Raw genomic sequence first — 21,620 nt, forward strand, 5'->3', positions numbered from 1 at the left:
CATGAGCGGGATCGATCCGAAACGTTTCGGCAAGGTGGCAGTGTTGTTCGGCGGCGAATCCGCCGAGCGCGAGGTGTCGCTCACCTCGGGCCGCCTCGTGCTGCAGGGCCTGCGCGACGCGGGCATCGACGCGCATCCGTTCGACCCGGCCGAGCGGCCGCTGTCGGCGCTGAAGGATGAAGGCTTCGTGCGCGCGTTCAACGCGCTGCACGGCGGCTATGGCGAGAACGGCCAGATCCAGGGCGCGCTCGATTTCTACGGGATCCGCTACACGGGCAGCGGCGTGCTCGGCTCGGCGCTCGGCCTCGACAAGTTCCGCACGAAGCTCGTGTGGCAGCAAACAGGCGTGCCGACGCCGCCGTTCGAGACGGTGATGCGCGGCGACGACTACGCGGCGCGCGCGACGGACATCGTCGCGAAGCTCGGCCTGCCGCTGTTCGTGAAGCCGGCGAGCGAAGGCTCGAGCGTCGCGGTGCTGAAGGTGAAGACGGCCGACGCGTTGCCCGCCGCACTGTCGGAAGCCGCGACGCACGACAAGATCGTGATCGTCGAGAAGAGCATCGAAGGCGGCGGCGAATACACCGCGTGCATCGCCGGCGATCTCGATCTCCCGCTGATCAAGATCGTGCCGGCGGGCGAGTTCTACGACTACCACGCGAAGTATGTCGCCGACGATACGCAGTACCTGATTCCCTGCGGGCTGCCGGCGCAGCAGGAAGCCGAACTGAAGCGCATCGCGCGCCGCGCGTTCGACGTGCTCGGCTGCACCGACTGGGGGCGGGCGGATTTCATGCTCGACGCCGCGGGCAACGCGTATTTCCTGGAAGTGAACACGGCCCCCGGGATGACCGACCATTCGCTGCCGCCGAAGGCCGCGCGCTCGATCGGCATCAGCTATTCGGAGCTGGTCGTGAAGGTGCTGTCGCTTACGCTCAACGACTGACGCAGGAACGGAACGACGTATGTGGAACAACGTTCGCCAACTCAACCTTGCCGCCAGCGCGCTGTACGCGCTGCTGCTGCTCGTGTTGGCGGCGGCCGGCTGCTACTGGCTGATCCAGCGTCCGACGTTCGCGTTGCGCGAGATCCGGATCGACGGCGACACCGAGCACATCAACTCGCCGACGGTGCGTGCGGGCGTGGTCGGCCGGCTGAAGGGCAATTTCTTCACGGTCGATCTCGACTCGGCGCGGGCCGCGTTCGAGCAGATGCCGTGGGTGCGTCACGCGAGCGTGCGCCGGGTGTGGCCGAATGCGCTGGCTGTCACGCTCGAGGAGTACAAACCGCTCGGGACCTGGGGCAGCGCGCAGCTCGTGAGCGTCGACGGCGAGCTGTTCACCGCGAACCAGGGCGAACTCGATCAGGAAATGCCGGCGTTCGACGGGCCGGAGGGCAGTGCGAAGGAAGTCGTCACGCGGTATCGCGACTTCGCGAAATGGTTTGCGCCGCTGAAGGCGGCGCCGGAAGAAGTGACGCTGTCGGCGCGCTATGCGTGGACGGTGAAGCTGTCGAACGGCATGCAGGTCGAACTGGGCAAGGAGCGCACCAGCGAGACCCTGCATGACCGGAGCCAGCGCCTCGTCGCCGCGTGGCCGGCTGTCACGGAGCGTTGGGGCAACGACATCGAGTACGCGGACCTGCGTTATCCGAACGGATTCGCGATTCGTGCGGCAGGCATGCGGTTCCTGACCGATACCGACAAGCGCAAGAAGTAACGAGAGATCACACGCAAGAGCACTTTATGAGCAAAGACTACAAGGATCTGCTGGTTTCCCTCGACATCGGCACGTCGAAGGTGGTGGCCATCGTCGCCGAGCTGAAGGGCGAAGGCCATTACGAGGTCATCGGCCTCGGCCAGAGCGAATCGAAAGGTCTGAAGAAGGGCGTGGTGGTCAACATCGAGGCCACCGTGCAGTCGATCCAGCGCGCGCTCGAGGAAGCCGAGCTGATGGCCGACTGCAAGATCACCAACGTGTTCACGGGGATTGCCGGCAGCCATATCCGCAGCTTCAACTCGAGCGGGATGGTCGCGATCAAGGACAAGGAAGTCACGCAGACAGACGTCGCGCGCGTGATCGAGACCGCGAAGGCGATCAACATCCCGACCGACCAGCAGGTGCTGCACATCCTCACGCAGGAATTCATCATCGACGGCCAGGAAGACGTGCGCGAGCCGATCGGGATGAGCGGTATCCGCCTCGAGGTGAAGGTGCACATCGTGACGGGCGCCGTCAGTGCCGCGCAGAACATCGTCAAGTGCGTGCGCCGCTGCGGGCTGGAAGTGAACGACCTGATCCTGCAGCCGCTCGCGTCGTCGCTGGCCGTGCTGACGGAAGACGAGAAGGATCTCGGCGTGGTGCTCGTCGACATCGGCGGCGGCACGACCGACATCGCGATCTTCGCCGAAGGCGCGATTCGCCATACCGCGGTGATTCCGATCGCCGGCGACCAGATCACGAGCGACATCGCGATGGCGCTGCGCACGCCGACGCCGGACGCGGAAGACATCAAGGTCGGCTACGGCATCGCCAAGCAGGCGCTCGCCGATCCGGACGAGATGGTCGAAGTGCCGGGCCTCGGCGAACGCGGTCCGCGCACGCTGTCGCGCCAGGCGCTCGCGGCGGTGATCGAGCCGCGCGTCGAGGAACTGTTCTCGCTCGTGCAGCAGGTCGTGCGCGAGTCGGGTTACGAAGAACTGCTGAGCTCCGGCGTGGTCATTACCGGCGGGGCTTCGATGATGCCGGGCATGGTCGAGCTCGGCGAGGACATTTTCCTGAAACCGGTGCGCATCGGCGCGCCGGAATACGCGGGCGGCCTCGCCGACGTGGTGCGCAATCCGCGCTATTCGACGGCGATGGGCCTGCTCGTCGAAGGCAGTGCGCAGCGCATGCGCGGCCGCAAGGTCGCCGTGCAGTCCGGCAACGCGGGGCAGATCTTCTCGCGGATGAAGGAATGGTTCCTGAGCAATTTTTGAGTACCCCACGGCTCGGTACGCCGAGCCTGCCCCTGACGGGGCCAGGAAAACGCGGGGCGGCCCGATGTTGTCCTGAGGATGAACCGAATCGAAATTCGCGCCGGTGCCGGCGGCTGGCGCGCGACAGGGGGTTGCCCGATCTCCTGCCGAATAACGGCCGAGTAGTCTTATTTTCTTGACGGAGGCAACAATGGAATTCGAAATGCTGGAAACCGAAACCAACGGCACCATCATCAAGGTGGTCGGCGTTGGCGGCGCTGGCGGCAATGCCGTTCAGCACATGATCAACCGCGGCGTGCAGGGCGTCGACTTCATCGTGATGAACACGGACGCCCAGGCGCTGTCGCGTTCGCGCGCATCGTCGGTGATCCAACTGGGCAACACGGGCCTCGGCGCCGGTGCGAAGCCGGAAATGGGCCGTGCCGCGGCGGAAGAAGCGCGTGAGCGCATCGCCGATGCACTGCGCGGTGCGCACATGGTGTTCATCACCGCCGGCATGGGCGGCGGCACGGGCACGGGCGCGGCGCCGGTGGTCGCGCAGATCGCGAAGGAGATGGGCATCCTGACGGTTGGCGTCGTCAGCAAGCCGTTCGAATTCGAAGGCGGCAAGCGCATGCGCGTCGCGGAAGCAGGCTCGCAGCAACTGGAGGATCACGTCGACTCGCTGATCGTCGTCCTGAACGACAAGCTGTTCGACGTGATGGGCGATGACGCCGAGATGGACAAGTGCTTCCAGTGCGCGGACGACGTGTTGAACAACGCGGTCGCGGGCATTGCCGAAATCATCAATGTCGATGGTCTCGTGAACGTCGACTTCGAAGACGTGAAGACGGTGATGGGCGAGCAGGGCAAGGCGATGATGGGCACGGCGACGGTCGCCGGCGTCGATCGCGCACGCCTCGCGGCGGAACAGGCCGTGGCGAGCCCGCTGCTCGAAGGCGTCGATCTGTCGGGCGCGCGCGGCGTGCTGGTCAACATCACGTCGAGCCGTTCGCTGCGCCTGTCGGAAACGCGCGAAGTGATGAACACGATCAAGAGCTACGCGGCGGAAGATGCGACGGTGATCTTCGGTGCGGTGTACGACGACGCGATGGGCGATGCACTGCGCGTGACGGTCGTGGCGACGGGTCTGGGCCGGGCGGCGAAGAAGCAGCAATCGGCTCCGATGACGCTGCTGCGCACGGGTACCGACAACCAGCCGGTCAGCGCGGTCTCGCACGGTTACGCGCAGCCGCACCACGTCAGCACGGCCGACTACGGCGCGCTCGATACGCCGGCGGTGTGGCGCAACTCGCGCGAAACCGCGGCATCGCACGTGCAGGCGCTGCAGGAGAAGGGTGTCGATACGTACGACATCCCGGCTTTCCTGCGCAAGCAGGCTGACTGACGACGCACACAGGCGAAGCCGCGGCGCAATCGCTGAGATTGCCGCGGTAACGCCGGCGTGACGGATGCCACGGACCACGACAGGCCGCGTCGGATGCGACGCCGGGCCGGGAAACGTGCCCTCTTCGCATGAGCGGAGCGGGATGGGACGTGCTGTCCGCAATACGCTGAAAAACCGTATCGCTATGAGGGACCAGCCATGATTCAAGTGGGCGACGCGCTGCCCGACGCGCAATTGTTCGAGTTCATCGACGACGCGCGCGCAGGCTGCACGCTGGGGCCGAACGCCTTCAGCGTGCGCGACCAGGTGGCGGGAAAGCGGGTGGTGATCTTCGGATTGCCGGGTGCTTTCACGCCGACCTGTTCGGCGCAGCATGTGCCGGGCTATGTCGAGCACGCCGAGCAATTGCGCTCGGCGGGCATCGACGAGCTCTGGTGCGTGTCCGTCAACGACGCATTCGTGATGGGCGCATGGGGACGTGATCTGCACACCGCGGGCAAGGTGCGCATGATGGCGGACGGCAGCGCTGCTTTCACTCATGCGCTGGGGCTCACGCAGGATTTGTCCGCGCGTGGCATGGGAATCCGTTCCCTGCGCTACGCGATGGTGGTCGACGACGGTGTGGTCAAGACGCTGGCCGTCGAAGCGCCGGGCAAGTTCGAAGTAAGCGATGCGGCGAGTGTTCTCGCGACGTTGACGTCCTGATCGTGCGGTGCGCCGTTGCCTGCCGGCAACGCTGCTCAACGCCGTCGGGGCAGTTGTAACACGGGCCGATGACCGGAAACGCCTCCGTTCCGGGCATCGGCCCGTCCCGTATCGACGCGGGTAAACAGTCGAAACAGATTGATACGCAGTTTCAAACAGCGTTGAATAGGGAATTACGCTATAATCCCACCTATCGAATATAACTCCTGATTGAGATTCTCAATCAAGTTGAAGAAGACCATGCTGAAGCAGCGCACCATCAAATCGATCGTGAAGACCGTGGGTATCGGTCTGCACTCGGGCCGCAAGGTCGAACTGACGCTCCGCCCGGCCGCGCCGGGCACGGGGATCGTTTTCTCGCGCGTCGACCTGCCCACGCCTGTCGACATCCCGGCATCCGCGATGTCGATCGGCGACACGCGGCTCGCGTCGGTGCTGCAGAAGGATGGCGCGCGCGTGTCGACCGTCGAGCACCTGATGTCGGCATGCGCCGGCCTCGGCATCGACAACCTCTATGTCGACGTGACGGCCGAGGAAATCCCGATCATGGACGGCAGCGCCGCGTCCTTCGTGTTCCTGATCCAGTCCGCGGGCATCGAGGAGCAGAACGCGCCGAAGCGCTTCATCAAGGTGACGAAGCCGGTCGAAATCCGTGACGGCGACAAGTTTGCGCGTCTCGAGCCGTATTTCGGTTTCAAGCTGAAGTTCACGATCGACTTCCGTCATCCGGCGGTCGACAAGACCGGCCAGGAACTCGAGGTCGACTTCGCGAACACGTCGTACGTGCGCGAAATCGCGCGCGCACGCACGTTCGGTTTTGCCCACGAAGTCGAAATGATGCGCGAGCTGGGTCTCGCACGCGGCGGCAGCATGGACAACGCGATCGTGCTCGACGAATACCGGATCCTGAACAACGACGGGCTGCGCTACGACGACGAGTTCGTGAAGCACAAGATGCTCGACGCGATCGGCGACCTGTACGTGGTCGGCCATCCGCTGCTGGCGTCTTACACGGCATACAAGTCGGGTCACGGGCTGAACAACGCGCTGCTGCGCGAGCTGCTCGCCCACGAAGACGCGTACGAGATCGTCACGTTCGACGATCCGCAAGCTGCGCCGAAAGGGTTTGCGTTCGACGCGCAGACAGCCTTCGCCTGATCGGCGTTCGTGGCGTTCGTCACGAGCGAATAAAAAAGCGACCTTCGGGTCGCTTTTTTGTTGGGTGGCCGGAATCGGCGGCGCGCTCAGCGCGACGACTTCGCGCCGTGCCGCGCGGCCATCCGCGCGAGCGCGGCTTGCAGCGGCGACGGCTCGAGGTGATCGGCGAGTTCGCGCAACGCGGCGGCGCCGACGGTCGTCATGCGCGCCTGCTTCACGTGCGGCGGTTCCGGCGCGTCCTTTGGCCGCACGCGCACGCGCAGTGCCGAAACCGGCCAGCCGCGCTTCTGCAGCTCGGCGAGCAGCCGCGGCTCGACCTGCCGCAGCCGGGCAGCGAGCGCATTGTGCGCGGCAAAGAGGGTCAGGGTGCCGTCCTTGATCGAGCCCGGTTCGACATGATTCGCAAGATAGTCGGGCAGGAGCACGGTGAGGTCGCGCTGCAGCGATGCGACCTGTTCGACGCCGGCGCGCAGCGCGGCGAACGCGTCGGTGCGGTTGAGCACTTCGGACACGGGTTGCGGGCGATACGCGGAGAGCGGGCCGAAACGCTTGGAAAATCGGTTCATCGAGGCATTGTTCGGGCGCGCACGTGCGCGGACGTTGACGCCGATTGTACCCGCGCCGGCCCGCGCGCGGGCGGCTTTCGGGCCGTGCGCCGGGTGGCCCGCGCGGGCTGGGCGCGCGGCGCGGGTCCAGGCGGCACACGGGCGCATGCGTCCCCGCGTGCTAAAATTCCTCGTTTGATTCCACTAATTCGCTAAGCCGCCGAGGCTCGGGCGTCGGGGCGCGCAACACGCGCCGGGCGGCCGGTGCTACGACGCAGGATCCGATCCGATGACAACCGGTTTTCTCCAAAAAATCTTTGGCAGCCGCAACCAGCGGCTCGTCAAGCAATATCAAAAGACCGTCGCGACGATCAATGCGCTCGAAACGCAGATCGAGCAGCTGACGGACGACCAGTTGCGCGGCAAGACGGATGAGTTCCGTCAGCGGGTCGCGGCCGGGGAGTCGCTCGACAAGCTGCTGCCCGAGGCGTTCGCGGTCTGCCGGGAGGCGAGCCGCCGCGTGCTGAAGATGCGCCACTTCGACGTGCAGTTGATCGGCGGCATGGTGCTCCACTACGGCAAGATCGCGGAAATGCGCACCGGCGAGGGCAAGACGCTCGTCGCGACGCTGCCCGTGTACCTGAATGCGCTCGCTGGCCGCGGCGTGCACGTCGTGACGGTCAACGACTACCTCGCACAGCGCGACGCCGAATGGATGGCGCGTCTCTACAACTTCCTCGGTCTGTCGGTCGGCATCAACCTGTCCGGCATGGAGCACGATCAGAAGCAGCAGGCCTACGCGTCGGACATCACCTACGGTACGAACAACGAGTTCGGCTTCGACTACCTGCGCGACAACATGGTCTACGAGACCGAAGCGCGCGTGCAGCGGGCACTGAACTTCGCGGTCGTCGACGAAGTGGATTCGATCCTGATCGACGAGGCGCGTACGCCGCTGATCATCTCGGGCCAGGCGGAAGATCACACCGAACTGTACGTGCGGATGAACGCGCTGCCGCCGCTGCTCGAGCGCCAGATCGGCGAGGAGAAGGCCGACGGCACCGGCGTCGAGAAGCCGGGCGACTACACGCTGGACGAAAAATCGCGCCAGGTGTTCCTGACGGAATCGGGCCACGAGAAGGCCGAGCGGCTGCTCTCCGAGTGGGGCCTGATCGGTGAGGGCGAGAGCCTGTACGCGCCGCAGAACATCACGCTGATGCACCACGTGTACGCGGCGCTGCGCGCGCACACGCTGTTCTACAAGGATCAGCACTACGTCGTGCAGAACGGCGAAGTGGTGATCGTCGACGAATTCACGGGCCGCCTGATGGCGGGCCGCCGCTGGTCCGACGGCCTGCACCAGGCGGTCGAGGCGAAGGAACACGTGAAGATCCAGAGCGAGAACCAGACGCTCGCCTCGATCACGTTCCAGAACTACTTCCGGATGTACGCGAAGCTCGCGGGCATGACGGGTACGGCGGACACCGAAGCGTACGAATTCAACGAGATCTACGGCCTCGAGACGGTCGTGATCCCGACCAACCGCCCGCCGAAGCGGATCGACAAGCAGGACCAGATCTACAAGACCGCCAAGGAGCGCTACGACGCGGTGATCCGCGACATTCGCGAGTGCTACGAGCGCGGTCAGCCGGTGCTGGTCGGCACGACGTCGATCGAGAACTCGGAACTGCTGTCGCACCTGCTGAAGCAGGCCGGGCTGCCGCACGAAGTGCTGAACGCGAAGCAGCACGAGCGTGAAGCCGCGATCGTCGCGGAAGCCGGCCGTCCGAAACGCATCACGATCGCGACCAACATGGCCGGCCGCGGTACCGACATCGTGCTCGGCGGCAACGCCGAGAAGCAGGCGGCGTTCATCGAAGCCGACGAAGCGATCCCGGCCGACGAAAAGGCGCGCCGCATCAAGCAGCTGCACGACGAGTGGGAGACGCTGCACGAGCAGGTGAAGGCCGCGGGCGGCCTGCACATCATCGGCACCGAGCGCCACGAATCGCGCCGGATCGACAATCAGCTGCGCGGCCGTGCGGGCCGCCAGGGCGACCCGGGTTCGTCGCGCTTCTATCTGTCGCTGGACGATCCGCTGCTGCGCATCTTCGCGGGAGACCGCGTGCGTTCGATCATGGATCGCCTGAAGATGCCCGAAGGCGAGGCGATCGAGGCCGGCATCGTCACGCGTTCGATCGAATCCGCGCAGCGCAAGGTCGAAGCACGCAACTTCGACATCCGCAAGCAGCTGCTCGAATACGACGACGTGTCGAACGACCAGCGCAAGGTGATCTACCAGCAGCGCAACGAACTGCTCGAAGCCCATGACATCACCGAGACGATCTCGGCGATGCGTCACGGCGTGATCACCGAAGTCGTCCGCCAGTTCGTGCCGGAAGGCAGCATCGAGGAACAGTGGGACGTGCCCGAGCTCGAGGAAGCGCTGCGCAACGACTGGCAGCTCGACCTGGCAATCCAGGAAATGGTGAACGAGTCGTCGTCGATCACGGCCGAGGAGATTCTCGACGCCGTGACGACCGCCGCCGACGAGCAGTACGAGGCGAAGGTCGCGATGGTCGGCCGCGAATCGTTCAGCGCGTTCGAGCGTTCGGTGATGCTGCAGACGGTCGATCGCCTCTGGCGCGAGCACCTCGCTGCGCTCGACCACCTGCGCCAGGGCATCCACCTGCGCGGCTATGCGCAGAAGAACCCGAAGCAGGAGTACAAGCGTGAAGCGTTCGAGCTGTTCGCCGCGATGCTCGATGCGATCAAGCAGGAAGTCACGCGCATCGTGATGAACGTGCAGATCCAGTCGCCCGAGCAGCTCGAGGAAGCCGCCGAGCAGATCGAGGAGCGCAGCGGTCATCTCGAGAACGTCGAGTATCAGCACGCCGACTACGCGGAATCCGGCGCGCCGGTGGCGAACGTCGCGGCCGCCACGGCGGCCACCGCGACGGCCGACATGGTCGGCAGCGCGATGACCCACAGCGGCCCCGGCGGCGAGATGCCGAAGGTCGGTCGCAACGACCCGTGCCCGTGCGGCAGCGGCAAGAAGTACAAGCAATGTCACGGGAAGTTGTCATGATCGGCGGCGGCGCGCATCGGCGTGCCGCTTCATCCGCAGCTTCGAGTCAGTGAAGTGAGTTGCGGCGGCCCGCTCGTGCGGCCGTCGGTTCTTCCAATCAATGCCGGCGCGTGCCGGCATTTTCCATCCGGCAGGTGTGCCCCATGGCTGTCAATTTTCCGTCGATCGATCCCGCCCAACTGCATCCCGTCGCCGGCGTCACGCTCGGCTGGGCGGAAGCGAACATCCGCAAGCCGAATCGCAAGGACGTGCTGGTCGTCTCCGTCGAGGAAGGGGCGACGGTCGCCGGCGTATTCACCGAGAACCGCTTCTGCGCCGCACCGGTGATCGTGTGCCGCGAGCATCTGGCCAACGTGCGTGCGGGCGGCGCGGGCATCCGTGCGCTCGTCGTGAATACGGGCAATGCGAATGCGGGCACCGGCGAGCCGGGCCTCGCGCACACGCGCGAAACCTGCGCGGAACTCGCGCGTCTCGCGGGCATCGACGCCGCCCAGGTGCTGCCGTTCTCGACCGGCGTGATTCTCGAGCCGCTGCCGATCGACCGCCTGAAGGCAGGGCTGCCGGCCGCGCTCGCGAACCGCAAGGCCGCGAACTGGTACGACGCCGCGCAGACGATCATGACGACCGACACGCTGCCGAAGGCCACGTCGCGCCAGGTGACGATCGACGGTCACACGGTCACGCTGACGGGCATCAGCAAGGGCGCGGGCATGATCAAGCCGAACATGGCGACGATGCTCGGCTTCCTGGCGTTCGACGCGAACGTCGCGCAGCCGGTGCTCGACACGCTCGTGAAGGAAGTGGCCGATCGCTCGTTCAACTGCATCACGATCGACGGCGACACGTCGACCAACGACTCGTTCATCCTGATCGCGTCGGGCAAGAGCACGCTGCCCGCGATCACGTCGACCGACTCGCCGGCCTATGCGGCGCTGCGCGAAGCGGTCACGCAGGTCGCCCAGGTGCTGTCGCAACTGATCGTGCGCGACGGCGAAGGCGCGACGAAATTCATGACGGTGCAGGTCGAAGGCGGCCAGAGCGTCGCCGAGTGCCGCCAGATCGCCTACGCGATCGGTCATTCGCCGCTGGTGAAGACGGCCTTCTACGCATCCGACCCCAACCTGGGCCGGATTCTCGCGGCGATCGGCTATGCGGGCGTCACGGATCTCGACGTCGGCAAGATCGATCTCTATCTCGACGACGTGCTCGTCGCGAAGGCCGGTGGCCGCAACCCGGCCTACCAGGAAGAGGACGGCCAGCGCGTGATGAAGCAGAGCGAAATCACGATCCGCGTGCTGCTCGGCCGCGGCGACGCGCAGGCTACCGTCTGGACGTGCGACCTGTCGCACGATTACGTGAGCATCAACGCGGATTACCGCTCCTGATCGGGAGCGCTTGGACGACATGGACAAGCTCGAACAGTTTCTGACGCGTGCCGAAGCGCTGCTCGGCCGTCTCGAGGGGATGCTGCCGCCCGTACCGGCGGCTGTCGACTGGAATGCCGCCACCGCGTTTCGCTGGCGCAAGCGCCAGGGGCGCGGCTATCTGCAGCCGGTGCCGGCCGCGTCGTCGATCACGCTCGACGATCTGCACAACATCGATCGGCAGAAAGGGCTGATCGAACAGAACACGCGACAGTTCGTGCAGTGCAAGCCGGCGAACAACGTGCTGCTGACCGGTGCGCGCGGCACCGGCAAGTCGTCGCTGATCAAGGCGTGCCTGAATGCCTATGCGAAGGACGGGCTGCGCCTGATCGAAGTCGACAAGGACGACCTGCACGATCTCGGCGATATCGTCGATCTGATCGCGCAGCGTCCGGAGCGGTTCATCGTGTTCTGCGACGATCTGTCGTTCGAGGAAGGCGAATCGGGCTACAAGGCGCTGAAGGTCGCGCTCGACGGCTCGGTCGCCGCGCAGTCCGACAACGTGCTGATCTACGCGACGTCGAACCGCCGCCATCTGCTGCCCGAGTACATGAGCGACAACGAGTCGTACAAGCATCTGCCGGACGGCGAGATCCACCCTGGTGAAGTCGTCGAGGAAAAGATTTCGCTGTCGGAGCGCTTCGGCCTGTGGGTCAGCTTCTACCCGTTCAAGCAGGACGACTATCTCGACATCGTCGCGCACTGGCTGCGCCATTTCGGCTGCGCGGACGGCGAGATCGAAACGGCGCGCGGCGACGCGCTCGTCTGGGCGCTCGAGCGCGGTTCGCGCTCGGGGCGGGTCGCGTGGCAGTTCGCGCGCGATTGGTCGGGTCGAAAGGAGCAGGCATGAGCACGGATTCCGCAGTGGGCGCCGTGCGCGCGCCTGATGGCCGCAAGGTGACGGAAGTCGCGGTCGGCGTGATGGTGCAGCCCGGCAGTCCGGTCCGCGGCTGCCGTTACCTGCTTGCGCAGCGGCTGCAGGGCAAGCCGTACGAAGGCTACTGGGAGTTCCCGGGCGGCAAGCTGGAAGCCGGCGAGAGCGTCGAGGACGCACTGGCGCGCGAGCTGCACGAGGAACTCGGCATCGTCGTCACCGCCAGCCACCGCTGGCATACGCTCGAGCACGATTATCCGCACGCGTACGTGCGGCTCTATTTCTGCAAGGTGACGGGCTGGACGGGCGAGCCGCACAGCAAGGAAGGCCAGGCGTTCGTGTGGCAGCAACTGCCGGTCGACGTCGCGCCGCTGTTGCCGGCGGCGCTGCCGGTGCTGGAATTGCTCGAGAAGGAAGCGGCGTCGCAATGACGCCGCGGCCGCTCGCCTGAAAAGCGGGCCGCATCCGCCTGCGGAGGTACCGCGCGCCGCTCAGCTGTCGCGGCGGTCGTCGGTGCCGTCTTCCCCGGACGACGGACCTTCGTCGGAGGACCCGCCGATCCGGTACTTTTCCGCGGCCCATGCGCCGAGGTCGAGCTGCTTGCAGCGGGCCGAACAGAACGGGCGGAACTTGTTTTCAGGCGTCCAGCGCACTTCTGCGCCGCACGAAGGACATTTCACCACGGTAGTCATACGAAAGCGTCGAACCGGCGCAGGGCCGTTACAGATTGCAGAGTGTCAGATGGAATGGCACGTCGATGTCCACCGCGCGCGGCCGCACGTCGCCGTCCTGCATGGTGAACCGTACCCACAGCATGTATTTGTTGGCGCTCGCTTCGGGAATCACGCGCAGTTCCGGCGGGACCCGCACCTGCATCAGCTGGTAGGTGCGCCCGGACAGCATCTGCTGGTAGCTGCCCTGCATCGCCATCACCTTCGACGCCTGACCCGATTCGCGAGCGAGCCGCAGCACGATTGCCGCCGCGTCGCGCAGCGGCAGCAGCGGCATGATCCATTTCGCGATGTCCTGGCGCCGCTGTTCCGCGGGCCATTGCTGCCACGCGTAGTACGACGGCAGGTCGAACTTGCACGTGCCGCCGGGAATCACCGCGCGGCTGCGGATGCTGGCGAGCCACTCGTTGTCGACGAGGTGCTGCCCGGTCTTGCCTTGCATCTGCGCAAGATTGGCGAGCGTCTGCTCGATTTCACCGAGCACGGCTTCGAGCGCATTCTGTTCGATGCCCGGATTGCCGCGAAAGGGAGCGAGCGTCTGGCGTTGACGTTCGAGCTCCTTCATCAGATCCGATTTCAGGTCCGCGCGGCCCGTGACCTCGGCGATTTCGAACAGCGTCGTCAGCGCGACGTGATGTTCACGCGGGTCCTCCTGAGCCAAAAAGAACGCGAAGCGCTCGAACAAATCTTCGAGGCGCAACAGCGTGCGAATTCGCTCGTTGAACGGATACTCGTAAAGAATCAAGCGCGCTCGCCTCTCGGGGTAGGAATTGAAACAATGCAGGACATTCTAATGCGCACTGTCTACCCTAGCAACGCGCCAATTTCGTACACCATCACGATCGCGGCGACGGTCAGTGCGCGGCGGCCGCGAATGCGAGATAGCGTTGGTGCAGTGCATCGACCTGCGCGGCCAGCATATCGGGCGCCGTCGCATCGTTGACGATCACGTCGTCGGCCGCGGCGAGACGCGCTTCACGCGTCGCCTGTCTTGCGATGATCGTTTCGACCTGTTCCCGCGTGAAACCATTGCGCCGCATCACACGTGCGATTTGCGTTTCGACCGGACAGTCGACGACCAGCACACGATCGCTGCGTGCCTTCCAGTTACCTGACTCCACGAGCAGCGGTACGACGAAGATCACGTACGGGCCCTGCGCTTCACGGGCCTCGCGATCGGTCTCCGCGCGGATCAGCGGATGCGTGATTGCTTCGAGGCGCCGGCGTGCGTCGTCGTCGCTGAAAATCAGTGCGCGCATCTTCGCGCGATCGAGCGAGCCGTCGGCCGCGACGAAGTCCGGCCCGAATGCGTGTTCGATCGCCGGCATCGCGAGACCGGCTGGTGCGGTGATGCGGTGCGCAATCAGGTCGGTATCGACGAGCGATGCACCGCGTGCGGCGAACATGTCGGCGACGGTCGTCTTGCCGCTGCCGATGCCGCCGGTGAGTCCTATTGCAAACATGTGAGCCTCCGCCGGGCCGCCACGAGGAAACGAGCCTCCTCCCCGCGACGCAGCGAACCAGGCGAACGGGGCCGGTGCGTCATGTCAGCCGCCGAGCGCCAAATAGAAAGGGGTGCCGAAAAACAGCGTCGCGACGCCGCCTGCCGCGAGGAACGGGCCGAACGGAATCGGCTCCTCGAAGCGCATGCGCCCGCGCCAGGTCGCGACGAGCCCGACGATCGCGCCCGTCACCGCGGCGAACAGCACGACCTGCGGCAGCGCGGCCCAGCCCATCCATGCGCCGAGCGCGGCGAGCAGCTTCAGGTCGCCGAAGCCGATGCCCTCGATGCCGCGCAGCCATTTGAACAGCCAGTAGATCGACCACAGGAACAGGTAGCCGGCCATCGCGCCGACCACGGCCGAACGCAGCGACGTGAACGTGCCGCCGAGGTTCAGTGCGAGCCCTGCCCACAGCAGCGGCAGCGTCATCGAATCGGGAAGGTAACCGGTCCGGATGTCGATAGCGCTCATCGCCAGCAGCGCGGCGCAGAGCCCGAACGCGGCGAGTGCGGCGGCGGTGGGGCCGAACGCGGCGAGCGACCCGGCGGCGAGCAGCGCGCCCGCGAGTTCGACGAGCGGATAGCGCACGCCGATGGCATGGCCGCACTGGCGGCAGCGTCCGCGCAGCATCAGATAGCTGACGAGCGGGATGTTTTCCCACGCGCGCAGTACGTGGCCGCAGTGCGGACATGCGCTGCGCGGGCGCCACAGATCGTAGTGCGGCGGATAGCCGTCGTCCGGCGGGGCGCTCGCGCTGCCGGTCGCTTCGGCGATTTCGGCCTGCCATGCGCGCTGCATCATCACGGGGATCCGGTGCATGACGACGTTCACGAAGCTGCCGACGCACAGCCCGAGCACGATGGCGAATGCATACTGCAGCGCGGGCGGCAGCATCGCCAGCGCGAGCAACGTGGTGTCGGGCGAATCGAAAACGGTGGTCAAGGGCACGGGCGTCATGGGCTCGGGTTCGGGCGTGAAAGGCGACAGAATCGGTTGCGATGCTACACCACGTTGCCCAGCTGAAGGATGGGCAGATACATCGCGATCACGAGGCCGCCGACGAGGGCACCCAGCACGATCACGATCAGCGGCTCGCCGAGCGCGGCGAGGGCATCGAGACGCGCGTCGAGCTGACGCTCGCAGAGCGCGGCGATGTCGGCGAGCATCGTGTCGAGTGCGCCGGTTTCCTCGGCGACGGCGATCGGCTGCACGACGTCGTCCGGGAAGCAGCCCGCCGCGTGCATCGCATCGGCAAGACGCGCGCCGCGCAGCACACGCGCCGCGATTTGCGCGGTGGCCTGCTCGAACACCGGGTGGCCGGCCGTGCGTTCGAGCGTGGCGAATGCATCGGCGAGCGGTACGCCGGCACCGAGCAGCGTGGCAAGCGAGCGGCACCAGCGCGCGGCCGCGAACCGCGTGAGCGCGCTGCCGACCAACGGCGCATTCAGCACGTGCCGCGCGGCCGTGTAGCGCAGCGACGGCGAGCGCCGCAGCGCATGGCGTGCGGCGAGCCCCGCCACCGCGGCGCCGGCGACGAACGTGCCGCCCCAAGCGGACGTTGCGGAGGAAAGGGCGAGCAGGGCGCGGGTCGGCGCCGGCAGTGCCGCGCCGAAGCCGTCGAAGATCTGCCGGAACGTTGGCACGACCCACACCATCAGGGCGGCCGAGATCGCCAGCGCGAACACGATGACGGCGACCGGGTAGGCGAGCGCGGCACACAGCTTGCGCCATTGCGCGTCGGCGCGTTCGCGGTGCTCCGCGACGCGGGTCAGCACGGTGCCGAGCGCACCCGATGCTTCGCCCACCTCGATCAACTGGCGATACAGCGTGCCGAACTGGGACGGATAGCGTGCCAGCGCGGCGGCGAAGCGCTGCCCGCCGACGATCTCGCGTGCGAGACCTGCGGCGATGCGCGGGAGCCCGTCGCGCGTACGGGTGCGGGCAAGCATCTCGAGCGACGGTGCGAGCGGCAGTCCGGCTTGCAGCAGGCTCGCGAGCTGACGCGTGAAGCGCGTGACCTCGCGTGCGCCGGCCGCCGGTGGCCGGGCGGTGCCGCGGATGTCGAGCGATAGCACCGCGACGCCGTCGCGCGCGAGCGCTGCACGTGCGGCGGCTGCATCGAATGCGATGACGTTCCCGCGGCACGGCGTGCCGTCGCGACGACGGCCGCGCCACGCGAAGCGGGTTTCGGGAGGCGGTGCATGCATTGCGATCATGCGTCGGGCGTCGCGGCCAGCGCTTCCGCGACGCTCGTCGTGCCGTCGCGAACGTGCACGAGGGCCGCGTCACGCAGACTGCGCACGCCTTCGGCCGCCGCGCACTGCGTGAGCGCACCGACGCTTGCACGCGCGACGATGCGTTCGGCCATCTCCGGCGAAACCGGCATCGTCTGATGCAAGCCGATCCGGCCTCGATAACCGATACCGTGGCAGGCGGCACAGCCGCGTGCGACGAACGGGCGCCATCCGGATGCCAGGGCCGCCGAATCGCAGCCCGCATCGCGCAGCGCGTGCGCCGGCGCGTCCGAACGCGTGCGGCAACTCACGCATAGACGCCGCACGAGCCGTTGCGCGGTGACGAGGCGCAACGCGGCGGCCAGGTTGTACGGCGCGACGCCGATATCGAGCAGTCGCGCGACGGCGGCCGGCGCGTCGTTCGTATGCAGCGTCGACAACACGAGGTGCCCGGTCTGCGCGGCCTTGATCGCAACGTCGGCCGTCTCCGCATCGCGAATCTCACCGACCATGATGACGTCCGGATCCTGCCGCAGCAGCGCGCGCAGCGCCGTGGCGAAGGTCAGCCCGGCTTTCTCCGCCACGCCGACCTGATTGATGCCGTCGAGCTGAATCTCGGCCGGATCCTCGACCGTGCAGACGTTGTGCGCGTCGCGATCGAGCATCTGCAGTGCGCAGTAGAGCGACAGCGTCTTGCCGCTGCCGGTCGGACCGGTGACGAGCACGAGACCGTGCGGCGCGCGTATCGCGGCCTCCATTGCCGCGGCCTGCCGCGCGTCGAAGCCGAGGCGCGCGAGCGTGAGGTCGGGCGGCAGCGTTTCGAGGCGGCGCAACACGAGTTTCTCGCCGAACAGCGTGGGCAGCGAACTGACCCGGTAATCGCCTCGCAGGCCTCCGTCGACCGTGATGCGCAGCCGGCCGTCCTGCGGAAGCCGGCGCTCGGCGATGTCCATGCGTGCGAGCACCTTGATGCGCGTCACGAGCGCGTCGCGCAGATGGACGGGCGGTCGCGCGTGTTCATGCAGGACGCCGTCGATGCGCAGGCGAATGCGCCAGCCTGCTTCGAATGGTTCGACGTGGATGTCGGACGCGTCGCGCACGCGGGCGGCGTGAAGCGTGTCGGTCAGCAGCCGTACGGCGGGCGAGTCGTCGAGTTGCGCCGCATCGAGCGAATGGGGCGGGTCGGCGGGCGATGCGTCGGTGGAGGCAACTGGCCGCTGCGTGCGCAGCGGCGCCCCGGGAGGTGGGAAGTGCATGTGAGCCGGCGCTCGGCCGCCTGTTGATCGTGACCGGTAAATGGTCGCGTATCGCGAGCGGCGCCGACAGTCGGCCGTTCGGCTAGCGCGCGGCGGCGCGTGCGCGCGTGCTGCGCGGCTTGAAGAGCTTGACGGTGCGCACGGCCTGGTCGTCGCTGCGCATGACTTCGAGCATCACGTCGCGGATTTTCAGGCATACGTCGCCGTCGGGAATTTCCTCGAGGATCTCGAGGATCAGGCCGTTCAGCGTCTTCGGCCCGTCCGTCGGCAACTGCAGGTGCAGCCAGCGGTTCAGTTCACGCAGCGGCATCCTGGCCGCGACGATGCATTCGCCGTTTTCATCCCAGCCGCCCGCGCGTTCGCCGCGCGGCATCGACGTCGTGAATTCGCCGATCAGTTCCTCGATGATGTCCTCGGGCGTGACGAGCCCCTCGAGTTCGCCGTACTCGTTGACGACGAGCGCGGTGCGCTGCCGGCTTTCCTGGAAATACTGCAGCTGCTGGACGACGGGCGTGCCCGACGGCACGTAGTACGGCTCGGCGAGCAGCGTGCGCAACGTTTCGCGGTCGAAATCCTGGTTGTGCAGCGCGGTGAGCGTCTTGCGCACATGCAGCACGCCGAGCACCTTGTCGATGTCGCCTTCATAGACGACCAGGCGGTTGTGATAGCAGGTTTCGAGTTGATGCAGGATGTCGTCGAGCGGCGCGTAGAAGTTGAGCGACTCGATCTGGCGGCGCGGCACCATCACGTCGTCGACCGTGATGTTCTCGAGGTCGAACAGGTTGAGCAGGATGCTGCGGTGCTTGGTCGGCATGAAGCTGCTCGACTCGAGCACGATCGCGCGCAATTCGTCGGCCGACATCCGCTGGTCGCGGCCCTTCTTCGTATTGATGCGCAGCACCCAGAGCACGCCATTCGCGAGCGCGTTGACGAACCAGACGATGGGCTTGAACACGCGCATCAGCGGCGCGATCACGAGACTTGCGGGCAGCGCGATGCGCTCGGGAAAGGTCGCGCCGACGATCTTCGGCGCTATTTCCGCGAACACGATGATCAGGAACGCGACGATGCCGGTCGCGATCGACAGCGCGAGGTTGTTACGGCCGAACGTGTGCAGCGCGAGCGACGTCGTCAGGACCGGGATGATCGTGTTGAACAGGTTGTTGCCGATCAGGATCACGCTGAGCAGCAGGTCGGTGCGCGTGAGCAGACCCTGCGTGGTTTTCGCGCCGAGCACGCCCTGGCCGGCGAGATGCTTCAGCCGATGACGGTTGAGCGCCATCATCGCGGTCTCGGAAATGGAAAAGAAGCTGGAGCAGAGGAGAAGCAGGAAGACGGCGCCGATTTGCGCCCATAAGGGAATTTGGTCCACGCGTCAGAAAGGGCAGTGAAGGACAGGGATGGAGGGAATATAGCAGAGGCCGGCGGCCGTGATGTGTCGTGCGCGGCGCGCGGGCCCGCGCGATCATGCGAAAAGCAGGCAAAAAAAAACCGTGCACGCGGTGCACGGTTTTTTTAAATCTGGTCGGGGTGAGAGGATTCGAACCTCCGGCCTCTACGTCCCGAACGTAGCGCTCTACCAGGCTAAGCTACACCCCGATTTGGACTCTTCCGACTTCGCCGTCTTCTTCAAGACCGCTGCGTCGTCGAGCAAGAACATAACTATAGCGACGTTTTTGCGAAAAGGGAATACCTTGGCGAAGAAATTTTTCCAGACCGGGTATCGCTTCGCGCTTTCCTCGCGCTTACGACTGCCGCGACGTCGAGTACGAGCACAACCCGAGCAGGCTTTCCTTGTAGATCGAATCCGGGAACGCGGTGATCGCGGCTGCAGCGGCCTGTGCTTCCTGACGCGCGCATTCGAGCGTATGGTCGAGCGCGCCCGAACGCGTGATCGCATCGAAAATCGTGTCGAAGCGATCGGTGCCGCCCTGTTCGATCGCCTCGCGTGCGAGCGCCGACTGTTCGGGCGTGCCGCGTTCGATCAGATAGATGAGCGGCAGCGTCGGCTTGCCTTCGCGCAGATCGTCGCCGGCGTTCTTGCCCATCGCTTCGGCCGTGCCCGCGTAGTCGAGCCAGTCGTCCATGATCTGGAACGCGGTGCCGATCCGGCGGCCATATTCGGCCGCGGCGGCTTCGGTCGGCGCATCGGCGCCCGCGAGCACCGCGCCGAGGCGGGCCGATGCTTCGAACAGCTTCGCCGTCTTGTAGCGGATCACCTGCATGTAGCGCGTCTCGTCGACGTCCGCATCGTGCATGTTCAGCAGTTGCAGCACTTCGCCTTCGGAAATGATCGTCGTCGCTTCCGACAGGATTTCCATCACGCGCATCTTGCCGACGCCGACCATCATCTCGAACGAGCGCGAATACAGGTAGTCGCCTACCAGCACGCTCGCCGCGTTGCCGAACAGCGCGTTGGCCGTCTGGCGGCCGCGCCGCAGTTCGGATTCGTCGACGACGTCGTCATGCAGCAGCGTGGCCGTGTGGATGAACTCGACGACGGCGGCCAGCACGTGCCGCTGGTGCGACGTCTCGCCGAGCGCGCCGGCGACGAGCAGCAGCAGGGCCGGACGCAGCCGCTTGCCGCCCGCGCCGATGATGTACTCGGCGATCTGGTTGATCAGCAGCACGTCGGACGCGAGGCTTTGCCGGATAACGCGATTCACCTGCTCCATGTCGCTTGTGATCGGGGCGAGCAGGTGGGCGGCGCTGAGGGTGGGGGAGGCGGTGGACGACGACATGATGATCGAAATGGGTGATACGGCGGATTATAAGTCCAATCCGCGATATCCCGGTCTGTCGGACGCGCGTGCACCGTGATTTTTGGCCGTCCGGCAAGGGCCTGCGCGCGGCAATTGCGGATCGGCTTTGACTTGGGTGCTAACCCCATGTATAATCACGTGTTTTCCGCGCGTGGTGTGCGGAAAATTTGGATCCAGAGTGAGGTTCTCAATGTACGCGGTCATAAAAACCGGCGGCAAGCAGTACAAGGTTGCCGTTGGCGAAAAACTCAAAGTAGAACAGATACCGGCTGACATTGACGCTGAAATCACGCTCGACCAGGTTCTCGCAGTGGGCGAAGGCGAATCGATTAAGTTCGGTACGCCGCTGGTCAGTGGGGCTTCCGTCAAGGCCACCGTTGTGTCGCACGGTCGTCATGCCAAGGTCACCATCTTCAAGATGCGTCGCCGGAAGCACTACCAAAAGCACGGCGGCCACCGCCAGAACTACACTGAGCTGCGCATCGACGCGATCAACGCGTAAGCGCCTCGGTAAAGGAGCAATCAGATGGCACACAAAAAGGCAGGCGGCTCTTCCCGGAACGGCCGCGACTCCGAGTCGAAACGTCTCGGCGTGAAAGTGTACGGCGGCCAGGCGATCAACGCTGGCGGCATCATCGTGCGTCAGCGCGGTACGCGCATGCACGCTGGCGAGAACGTCGGCATGGGCAAGGATCACACCCTGTTCGCGCTGGTCGACGGTCACGTCAAGTTCGCGACCAAGGGCGCGGACAAGAAGCATCTGGTCATCGTTGTCCCGGCGGCTGCCTAAGTTAGTTAGGCACCCACGGGCTTCGTAGCCGAAAGGCCCCGCAGTCTTCGCGGGGCCTTTTTTTATTTGGCCGCCGGGGCGCATGTGCGCGCCGGCGGCTGTCGCGAAACGGCAGGCAATCGGCCGAACGGCAGATTGTTCAAGTGTGCCGGCGCGCGGCACAATAGCGGAAATACTGGTCGGAGTGACG

General features: G+C 65.9%; 21 protein-coding genes and 1 tRNA gene. 12 read left to right on the forward strand and 10 right to left on the reverse strand.

Annotation, left to right across the window (positions count from 1 at the left end):
• The first annotated feature begins 1 nt into the window (after position 1).
• The 6 genes from SB786_RS13905 (at position 2) to lpxC (ending at position 6,224) form a co-directional block, all read left to right on the forward strand.
• Positions 2–943: a D-alanine--D-alanine ligase gene (locus SB786_RS13905; protein WP_175744827.1), complete on the forward strand. Its 942-nt coding sequence runs from the start codon at positions 2–4 to the stop codon at positions 941–943.
• Positions 944–962: 19 nt separating this feature from the next.
• Positions 963–1,715: a cell division protein FtsQ/DivIB gene (locus SB786_RS13910; RefSeq protein WP_410727952.1), complete on the forward strand. Its 753-nt coding sequence runs from the start codon at positions 963–965 to the stop codon at positions 1,713–1,715.
• Between the two features lie 26 nt (positions 1,716–1,741).
• Positions 1,742–2,974 (forward strand): cell division protein FtsA, encoded by a 1,233-nt coding sequence (gene ftsA, locus SB786_RS13915; protein ID WP_006752447.1) that lies wholly within the window; start codon positions 1,742–1,744, stop codon positions 2,972–2,974.
• Between the two features lie 190 nt (positions 2,975–3,164).
• Positions 3,165–4,361, forward strand: a complete 1,197-nt coding sequence (gene ftsZ, locus SB786_RS13920; protein WP_006477012.1) for a cell division protein FtsZ — start codon at positions 3,165–3,167, stop codon at positions 4,359–4,361.
• Between the two features lie 198 nt (positions 4,362–4,559).
• Complete coding sequence (locus SB786_RS13925) at positions 4,560–5,066, forward strand: peroxiredoxin (protein ID WP_011655895.1); 507 nt, start codon at positions 4,560–4,562, stop codon at positions 5,064–5,066.
• A gap of 240 nt (positions 5,067–5,306) precedes the next feature.
• Positions 5,307–6,224 carry a UDP-3-O-acyl-N-acetylglucosamine deacetylase gene (lpxC, locus tag SB786_RS13930; protein ID WP_006756824.1) on the forward strand — a complete coding sequence of 306 codons (918 nt, stop codon included), beginning with the start codon at positions 5,307–5,309 and terminating at the stop codon, positions 6,222–6,224.
• Between the two features lie 86 nt (positions 6,225–6,310).
• Here lpxC and SB786_RS13935 read toward each other — a convergent pair whose 3' ends face one another.
• On the reverse strand, positions 6,311–6,790 hold the full coding sequence (locus tag SB786_RS13935) for a DciA family protein (protein WP_410727954.1): 480 nt from the start codon (positions 6,788–6,790) through the stop codon (positions 6,311–6,313).
• 268 nt (positions 6,791–7,058) lie between these two features.
• Between SB786_RS13935 and secA the strand changes: the two genes are divergently transcribed.
• From secA to SB786_RS13955, 4 genes are all read left to right on the forward strand, one after another.
• Positions 7,059–9,857: a preprotein translocase subunit SecA gene (secA, locus tag SB786_RS13940; protein WP_410727955.1), complete on the forward strand. Its 2,799-nt coding sequence runs from the start codon at positions 7,059–7,061 to the stop codon at positions 9,855–9,857.
• 143 nt (positions 9,858–10,000) lie between these two features.
• A complete protein-coding gene (gene argJ / locus SB786_RS13945; RefSeq protein WP_410727956.1) occupies positions 10,001–11,242 on the forward strand; it encodes a bifunctional glutamate N-acetyltransferase/amino-acid acetyltransferase ArgJ in 1,242 nt (413 codons plus the stop codon).
• A gap of 19 nt (positions 11,243–11,261) precedes the next feature.
• Complete coding sequence (locus SB786_RS13950; RefSeq protein ID WP_410727957.1) at positions 11,262–12,131, forward strand: ATP-binding protein; 870 nt, start codon at positions 11,262–11,264, stop codon at positions 12,129–12,131.
• Positions 12,128–12,586 carry an NUDIX domain-containing protein gene (locus SB786_RS13955; RefSeq protein ID WP_410727958.1) on the forward strand — a complete coding sequence of 153 codons (459 nt, stop codon included), beginning with the start codon at positions 12,128–12,130 and terminating at the stop codon, positions 12,584–12,586. Before SB786_RS13950 ends, SB786_RS13955 begins: the two co-directional genes overlap by 4 nt.
• Positions 12,587–12,646: 60 nt before the next feature.
• Here SB786_RS13955 and SB786_RS13960 read toward each other — a convergent pair whose 3' ends face one another.
• The 9 genes from SB786_RS13960 to SB786_RS14000 form a co-directional block, all read right to left on the reverse strand.
• Entirely contained in the window at positions 12,647–12,847 is a 201-nt protein-coding gene (locus tag SB786_RS13960; protein WP_410727959.1) for a DNA gyrase inhibitor YacG, read from the reverse strand.
• Between the two features lie 28 nt (positions 12,848–12,875).
• Positions 12,876–13,631, reverse strand: a complete 756-nt coding sequence (gene zapD, locus SB786_RS13965; RefSeq protein ID WP_057926847.1) for a cell division protein ZapD — start codon at positions 13,629–13,631, stop codon at positions 12,876–12,878.
• Positions 13,632–13,740: 109 nt separating this feature from the next.
• On the reverse strand, positions 13,741–14,349 hold the full coding sequence (gene coaE / locus SB786_RS13970) for a dephospho-CoA kinase (protein WP_410727960.1): 609 nt from the start codon (positions 14,347–14,349) through the stop codon (positions 13,741–13,743).
• An 84-nt stretch (positions 14,350–14,433) separates the two neighbouring features.
• Positions 14,434–15,345 carry a prepilin peptidase gene (locus SB786_RS13975; RefSeq protein WP_410727961.1) on the reverse strand — a complete coding sequence of 304 codons (912 nt, stop codon included), beginning with the start codon at positions 15,343–15,345 and terminating at the stop codon, positions 14,434–14,436.
• Between the two features lie 44 nt (positions 15,346–15,389).
• Entirely contained in the window at positions 15,390–16,604 is a 1,215-nt protein-coding gene (locus tag SB786_RS13980; protein ID WP_410727962.1) for a type II secretion system F family protein, read from the reverse strand.
• Positions 16,601–17,878 carry a GspE/PulE family protein gene (locus SB786_RS13985; protein WP_410727963.1) on the reverse strand — a complete coding sequence of 426 codons (1,278 nt, stop codon included), beginning with the start codon at positions 17,876–17,878 and terminating at the stop codon, positions 16,601–16,603. The genes SB786_RS13980 and SB786_RS13985 overlap by 4 nt, the downstream gene beginning before the upstream one ends.
• Before the next feature lie 82 nt (positions 17,879–17,960).
• Complete coding sequence (locus tag SB786_RS13990; RefSeq protein WP_081472742.1) at positions 17,961–19,250, reverse strand: HlyC/CorC family transporter; 1,290 nt, start codon at positions 19,248–19,250, stop codon at positions 17,961–17,963.
• Between the two features lie 150 nt (positions 19,251–19,400).
• Positions 19,401–19,477: transfer RNA gene (locus SB786_RS13995), tRNA-Pro, on the reverse strand.
• Between the two features lie 146 nt (positions 19,478–19,623).
• The gene (locus SB786_RS14000) at positions 19,624–20,619 is read right to left on the reverse strand and encodes a polyprenyl synthetase family protein (RefSeq protein ID WP_006756837.1); all 996 of its coding nucleotides are present in this window, start codon (positions 20,617–20,619) and stop codon (positions 19,624–19,626) included.
• A 211-nt stretch (positions 20,620–20,830) separates the two neighbouring features.
• On the opposite strand from SB786_RS14000, the gene rplU reads away from it, so the two are divergent.
• Together rplU and rpmA are read left to right on the forward strand one after the other, a co-directional pair.
• Entirely contained in the window at positions 20,831–21,142 is a 312-nt protein-coding gene (gene rplU, locus SB786_RS14005) for a 50S ribosomal protein L21 (protein ID WP_006025184.1), read from the forward strand.
• 24 nt (positions 21,143–21,166) lie between these two features.
• Positions 21,167–21,430, forward strand: a complete 264-nt coding sequence (rpmA, locus tag SB786_RS14010) for a 50S ribosomal protein L27 (RefSeq protein ID WP_006476999.1) — start codon at positions 21,167–21,169, stop codon at positions 21,428–21,430.
• Positions 21,431–21,620 lie beyond the last annotated feature (190 nt).

This window comes from Burkholderia sp. SIMBA_062, from assembly GCF_046534765.1.
Taxonomy (GTDB): Bacteria; Pseudomonadota; Gammaproteobacteria; order Burkholderiales; family Burkholderiaceae; genus Burkholderia; species Burkholderia ambifaria.

Bases quoted from the DNA above. Each gene is read 5' to 3' on its own strand.
- SB786_RS13925 (WP_011655895.1), top strand. From the start codon at position 4,560: ATGATTCAAGTGGGCGACGCGCTGCCCGACGCGCAATTGTTCGAGTTC.
- SB786_RS13980 (WP_410727962.1), bottom strand. From the start codon at position 16,604: ATGATCGCAATGCATGCACCGCCTCCCGAAACCCGCTTCGCGTGGCGC.
- SB786_RS14000 (WP_006756837.1), bottom strand. From the start codon at position 20,619: ATGTCGTCGTCCACCGCCTCCCCCACCCTCAGCGCCGCCCACCTGCTC.
- SB786_RS13985 (WP_410727963.1), bottom strand. From the start codon at position 17,878: ATGCACTTCCCACCTCCCGGGGCGCCGCTGCGCACGCAGCGGCCAGTT.
- SB786_RS13910 (WP_410727952.1), top strand. From the start codon at position 963: ATGTGGAACAACGTTCGCCAACTCAACCTTGCCGCCAGCGCGCTGTAC.
- lpxC (WP_006756824.1), top strand. From the start codon at position 5,307: ATGCTGAAGCAGCGCACCATCAAATCGATCGTGAAGACCGTGGGTATC.
- argJ (WP_410727956.1), top strand. From the start codon at position 10,001: ATGGCTGTCAATTTTCCGTCGATCGATCCCGCCCAACTGCATCCCGTC.
- SB786_RS13960 (WP_410727959.1), bottom strand. From the start codon at position 12,847: ATGACTACCGTGGTGAAATGTCCTTCGTGCGGCGCAGAAGTGCGCTGG.
- rpmA (WP_006476999.1), top strand. From the start codon at position 21,167: ATGGCACACAAAAAGGCAGGCGGCTCTTCCCGGAACGGCCGCGACTCC.
- coaE (WP_410727960.1), bottom strand. From the start codon at position 14,349: ATGTTTGCAATAGGACTCACCGGCGGCATCGGCAGCGGCAAGACGACC.
- ftsZ (WP_006477012.1), top strand. From the start codon at position 3,165: ATGGAATTCGAAATGCTGGAAACCGAAACCAACGGCACCATCATCAAG.
- ftsA (WP_006752447.1), top strand. From the start codon at position 1,742: ATGAGCAAAGACTACAAGGATCTGCTGGTTTCCCTCGACATCGGCACG.
- SB786_RS13950 (WP_410727957.1), top strand. From the start codon at position 11,262: ATGGACAAGCTCGAACAGTTTCTGACGCGTGCCGAAGCGCTGCTCGGC.
- SB786_RS13975 (WP_410727961.1), bottom strand. From the start codon at position 15,345: ATGACGCCCGTGCCCTTGACCACCGTTTTCGATTCGCCCGACACCACG.
- secA (WP_410727955.1), top strand. From the start codon at position 7,059: ATGACAACCGGTTTTCTCCAAAAAATCTTTGGCAGCCGCAACCAGCGG.
- rplU (WP_006025184.1), top strand. From the start codon at position 20,831: ATGTACGCGGTCATAAAAACCGGCGGCAAGCAGTACAAGGTTGCCGTT.
- SB786_RS13905 (WP_175744827.1), top strand. From the start codon at position 2: ATGAGCGGGATCGATCCGAAACGTTTCGGCAAGGTGGCAGTGTTGTTC.
- SB786_RS13955 (WP_410727958.1), top strand. From the start codon at position 12,128: ATGAGCACGGATTCCGCAGTGGGCGCCGTGCGCGCGCCTGATGGCCGC.
- SB786_RS13935 (WP_410727954.1), bottom strand. From the start codon at position 6,790: ATGAACCGATTTTCCAAGCGTTTCGGCCCGCTCTCCGCGTATCGCCCG.